Raw genomic sequence first — 5,324 nt, forward strand, 5'->3', positions numbered from 1 at the left:
GTCTGAGACGGGGCAGGGCCAGGGATGACGGTGGCCGGGGTGGCGGTGGTCCGGGGTGACAGTGGTCGGGTGGCCCCGACCGTGCCGGAGCGCGACGCTCAGGCCTGCGCTCGGGCGGCGGAGAGCGCGTACTGCTGAGAGCGTGCTCCCATGGCTTCCACACCCGGCGCCCTCACCAAGGTCGGCACCATCGCGGTGCCTCTGCTCGCCCTGGTCGTCCTCGCCCTGACCTGGAAGCGCGACCTGCCGGGGCCGGTGGTGGTGCTCGTGGCGCTCTGCCTCATGGGTGCCGTGCTCGCCGCCGTGCATCACGCCGAGGTCATCGCGCACAAGGTCGGCGAGCCCTTCGGGTCCCTGGTTCTCGCGGTCGCCGTGACCGTGATCGAGGTGGCCCTGATCGTCACCCTGATGGCCGATGGCGGGGCCAAGTCCTCCTCGCTCGCCCGCGACACCGTGTTCGCCGCCGTGATGATCACCTGCAACGGCATCGTGGGCCTCGCCCTGCTCGTCGGCGCCTGGCGGGCAGGCGTGGCGAACTTCAACACCGAGGGCACCGTCGCCGCCGTCGCCACGGTGGCGACGCTCGCCACGCTCAGCCTGGTGCTGCCGACGTTCACCACCAGCAAGCCGGGGCCCGAGTTCACGGGCGCCCAACTCACCTTCGCCGCGGTCGTGTCGCTCGCCGTGTACCTGCTTTTCGTGGCGATGCAGACGATCCGGCACCGCGAGTACTTCCTGCCCGTCACGCGCGACGGCGAGGTCCTGGACGAGGAGGCCCACGCCCACCCGCCGACCACCGCCGAGACCGGCCTGAGCGTCGGCCTGCTGCTCGTCGCGCTCGTCGCGGTGGTCGGCAACACCAAGGGCATCTCGCCCACCATCGAGTCCGGCGTCGAAGCGGCGGGCCTGCCGCAGGCCTTCGTCGGTGTCGTCATCGCCCTGCTCGTGCTGCTTCCCGAGACCCTGGCCGCGACCCGCTCCGCCCGCCGCGACCGGGTCCAGATCAGCCTCAACCTCGCGCACGGCTCCGCCATCGCCAGCATCGGCCTGACCATTCCCGCCATCGCTGTCGCGTCCATCTGGATGGACGGTCCGCTGGTGCTCGGCCTCGGCGCGACCCACATGGTGATGCTCGCCCTGACCGTGGTCGTCAGCATCCTGACCGTGGTGACGGGCCGGGCGACGCTGCTCCAGGGCGGCCTGCACACGGTGCTGTTCGCGTCGTTCGTGTTCCTGGCGATCAGCCCTTGATACGTACGGGAGAGCTATGGATGCCGACTTCCGTACCCGCCCGAGCCCTTGACCGCCCGCCGCGCTCCGCCCGAGGATCACGCCATGACGGGCCACAGCACGACGGATGTACGAGGCGACAGCGCGGCGCGTGACGGCGTACGCGGGGACACGGTCGACGGGATGCTCCGCCGCAGCGCCCGCCGCACCCCCGACCGCACGGCACTGCGCTACGCCGACCGCTCCTGGACCTACGCCCAGCTCGACGACGCGGTGTCCCGTGCCGCGCGGGCGCTGCGCGACCTGGGGCTCGACCGGGGTGACCGGGTGGGGGCGTACGGGCACAACTCCGACGCGTACCTGATCGGCTTCCTCGGCTGTGCGCGGGCGGGCCTCGTGCACGTGCCCGTCAACCACAACCTGACCGGCGCCGACCTCGCCTACATCGTGCGCCAGTCGGGCAGTTCCCTCGTCCTCACCGACCCGGACCTGCGCCATCACCTGCCGGACTGGGTGGCGACCCTGGCGCTGCGCGACGCGGAGGGGGCGCTGCTCGACCGGCTCGCCGGCACTCCCGCGTACGACGGTCCGGAGCCGGGCGCCGAGGATCTGGCGCAGTTGCTCTACACCTCGGGGACGACCGCCGACCCCAAGGGCGCGATGATGACGCACCGGGCGCTCGTGCACGAGTACGTGTCCGCGATCCACGCCCTCGACCTGAGCGCCGCCGACCGGCCGGTGCACTCGCTGCCGCTGTACCACTCGGCGCAGATGCATGTGTTCCTGCTGCCCTACCTGGCGGTGGGCGCCGAGAACACGGTCGTCGACGGGCCGGATCCGCGGCAGTTGTTCGACCTGGTGGAGGCGGGCCGTGCGGACAGCCTGTTCGCGCCGCCGACGGTGTGGATCGCGCTGTCGAACCACCCCGAGTTCGCGAGCCGCGACCTGGGCGCGCTGCGCAAGGCGTACTACGGCGCGTCGATCATGCCCGTGCCGGTGCTCGAACGGCTCCGCGGGCGGCTGCCGGACCTGGCGTTCTACAACTGCTTCGGGCAGAGCGAGATCGGCCCGCTCGCCACGGTCCTCGGCCCCGAGGAGCACACGGGCCGCCTCGACTCCTGCGGTCGTCCGGTGCTGTTCGTCGAGGCGCGGGTGGTGGACGAGCAGGGCAAGGAGGTCCCGGACGGCACGGCCGGTGAAGTGGTGTACCGCTCACCGCAGTTGTGCGAGGGCTACTGGGACAAGCCGGCCGAGACCGAGGAGGCGTTCCGGGCGGGCTGGTTCCACTCCGGCGACCTGGCGGTGCGGGACGCCGAGGGCTACTTCACCGTCGTGGACCGCGTGAAGGACGTCATCAACTCCGGTGGCGTCCTGGTCGCCTCCCGCCAGGTCGAGGACGCCCTGTACACCCACCCGCGGGTCGCCGAGGTCGCGGTCGTCGGCCTGCCCCATGAACGCTGGATCGAGGCGGTCACGGCCGTGGTGGTGCGGCGCGGTGAGGTGGACGAGGCCGAACTCATCGCCCACGCACGCGAGTTGCTCGCCGCATTCAAGGCCCCGAAGAGCGTGGTCTTCGTGGACGAGCTGCCGCGGAACGCGAGCGGGAAGATTCTGAAGCGTGAGCTGCGGGACCGATTGTCGTGAGGTCCCGTCGGCTCGCGTGCCGTTGGCCTTCCTCACATGGGGAACGAGCGCAACCGCAGCGACCCGCCCGGCCAGTCGTCCTCGTGCAGCGGCGTCCACATCGTCCGCAGCGGCATCACCACCGGCCCGGCGTGCTGCTCGACCCGCACGTCCTGGTCGAGCGGACGCCAGCCGATGTGCCCGTACAGCGCGGCCAGCGGCGGGCGGCAGAACAGCAGGGCGTGGAGCGGGCCCATCGTGCGGGCGTGGTCGAGCGCCGCCGAGAGGACCTGCCGGGCCAGACCCCGCCCCCGTACGTCAGGCGCGACCGCGACGCCGCCCACGCCGACCAGCTCCGTGTCGACGTCGCCGACCGTCACGGGCAGCCGCAGCAGACCGGCGTGCGCCACCAGGCGGCCGTCGAGCCTGATCCCGAAGTGGACGTCCTTGGGCAGCCACGTCAGGCCGGTGTCCGCGACGCCGAAGGGGTCCTCGCCGTCGCCGAGGATCTCGACCTGTTCGGTGCGTGTGTACGAGGGCAGCTGAACTGCCTTCAGGGGAAGGGCAGTCGAGGGCGCTTCGTGATCTGTCATGACCCCATGGTCGCGTACGACCCTCACTTCGGCCGGTCGTCCACGATCCGGCGGAACTTGCCCATCGACCGTTCCAGCGTCTCCGGGTCCACGATCTCCACCGCGACCGAGACGCCCGCGCCGTCCTTCACCGCGGCCGCGATCGAGCGGGCCGCCGCCGCGCGCTGCTCCGGGGTCGCCCCGGCGCGGGCCTCCGCGCGTACCGTCAGGGCGTCGAGGCGGCCCTCGCGGGTGAGGTGGAGCTGGAAGTGCGGGGCCACTTGGGGGGTGCGCAGGACGATCTCCTCGATCTGGGTGGGGAAGAGGTTCACTCCGCGCAGGATGACCATGTCGTCGCTGCGGCCCGTGACCTTCTCCATCCGGCGGAACGCGGGCCGTGCCGTACCCGGAAGCAGCCGCGTCAAGTCCCGTGTCCGGTAACGGATCACGGGCATCGCCTCCTTGGTGAGCGAGGTGAAGACCAGCTCCCCGATCTCCCCCTCGGGCAGCACCTCACCGGTGAGCGGGTCGACGATCTCCGGGTAGAAGTGGTCCTCCCAGATGTGCAGCCCGTCCTTGGTCTCCACGCACTCCTGCGCCACTCCGGGGCCCATCACTTCCGACAGGCCGTAGATGTCGACGGCGTCGATCGCGAACCGCTCCTCGATCTCCCGGCGCATCTCCTCCGTCCACGGCTCGGCACCGAAGATGCCGACCTTCAGGGACGTGGAGCGCGGGTCGATGCCCTGGCGCTCGAACTCGTCGAGCAGCGTCAGCATGTACGAGGGCGTCACCATGATGATCTCGGGACGGAAGTCCTGGATGATCTGCACCTGCCGGGCCGTCATCCCGCCGGACGCGGGCACGACCGTACAGCCGAGCCGCTCCGCGCCGTAGTGCGCGCCGAGGCCGCCGGTGAACAGGCCGTAGCCGTACGCCACATGGACGATCTGGCCCGGTCGGCCGCCCGCCGCGCGGATCGAGCGGGCCACCACGTCGGCCCATACGTCCAGGTCGCCGTCCGTGTAACCGACCACCGTGGGACGGCCCGTGGTGCCGCTGGAGGCGTGCACGCGGCGCACCCGGTCCCGCTCCACCGCGAACATGCCGAAGGGGTAGTTGTCCCGCAGGTCGGCCTTGGTGGTGAACGGGAAGCGCGCCAGGTCCTTGAGTGAGCGGCAGTCGTCGGGGCGCAGTCCCGCCCGGTCGAAGGCGGCGCGGTAGAACGGCACGTGCTCGTACGCGTGGTGCAGGGTGGCGCGCAGCCGTTCCAGCTGGAGGGTGCGCAGCTCGCCCTGGCCGAGCCGTTCCGCCGCGTCGAGTTCCGCTGCCGCCATCCCGCTCTCCGTCCCACCGACCGATCATTCGGTTGCTCTGTCGGGGTTCAGTTATCCAGGGGGTGGGCGGGGGCGTCAAGACGTGCGACGTGATCTTCGCCCCGTCGGGCGCGCGGAACACACGTAGTCGTGCGTAGTAACGCGTAGCCACACGTGGTCATACGTAGTCCTCGATACGGCCCACCGCGTATCCCTGCTCGGTGATCGTCCGCAGCAGGGTGCGGGTGAGTTCGGTCAGGGTCGTGTGGCTTTTGCCGCTCAGGCGCTCGGGCGGGAAGAAGTGGAAGAGGACGATCTCGCCGGGGCGCAGCCGGTCGGTGCCGTTGTCGAGGCGCAGGCCCTCGGGCTGCATGTTGGCGCCCCACATCACCGAGGCCCGAAGCCCGCAGTCGGCGACGGCCCGCAGAGTGGTGCTGTCGTAGTGGCCGCGCGGCGGCCGGAACAGCGTCGGGCGTTCGCCGAACTCCCTTGCCAGTACGGTCTGTTGGCCGCAGATCTCGGCGCGCTGGCGGGCGTACGGGAGGCCCTTCAGGCTGGGGTGGGTGAGGGTGTGGTTCTGTAC

At 71.2% G+C, this 5,324-nt stretch carries 5 protein-coding genes; 2 read left to right on the plus strand and 3 right to left on the minus strand.

The window, feature by feature from the left end:
* Positions 1 to 150: 150 nt before the first annotated feature.
* Positions 151 to 1,251 carry a calcium:cation antiporter gene (locus GUY60_RS33785; protein ID WP_161704877.1) on the plus strand — a complete coding sequence of 367 codons (1,101 nt, stop codon included), beginning with the start codon at positions 151 to 153 and terminating at the stop codon, positions 1,249 to 1,251.
* A gap of 84 nt (positions 1,252 to 1,335) precedes the next feature.
* Positions 1,336 to 2,874 carry an acyl-CoA synthetase gene (locus tag GUY60_RS33790; protein ID WP_161704879.1) on the plus strand — a complete coding sequence of 513 codons (1,539 nt, stop codon included), beginning with the start codon at positions 1,336 to 1,338 and terminating at the stop codon, positions 2,872 to 2,874.
* 32 nt (positions 2,875 to 2,906) lie between these two features.
* On the opposite strand, the gene GUY60_RS33795 is transcribed toward GUY60_RS33790, so the two are convergent.
* From GUY60_RS33795 to GUY60_RS33805, 3 genes are all read right to left on the minus strand, one after another.
* A complete protein-coding gene (locus GUY60_RS33795) occupies positions 2,907 to 3,446 on the minus strand; it encodes a GNAT family N-acetyltransferase (protein WP_161704881.1) in 540 nt (179 codons plus the stop codon).
* 23 nt (positions 3,447 to 3,469) lie between these two features.
* Positions 3,470 to 4,762: a phenylacetate--CoA ligase PaaK gene (paaK, locus tag GUY60_RS33800; protein ID WP_161704883.1), complete on the minus strand. Its 1,293-nt coding sequence runs from the start codon at positions 4,760 to 4,762 to the stop codon at positions 3,470 to 3,472.
* 157 nt (positions 4,763 to 4,919) lie between these two features.
* A partial coding sequence (locus GUY60_RS33805) for a polysaccharide deacetylase family protein (RefSeq protein WP_161704885.1) occupies positions 4,920 to 5,324 on the minus strand: 405 nt, incomplete at its 5' end.

Origin of the sequence: Streptomyces boluensis (assembly GCF_009908195.1) — a bacterium.
In the GTDB taxonomy this organism is placed as follows: domain Bacteria; phylum Actinomycetota; class Actinomycetes; order Streptomycetales; family Streptomycetaceae; genus Streptomyces; species Streptomyces boluensis.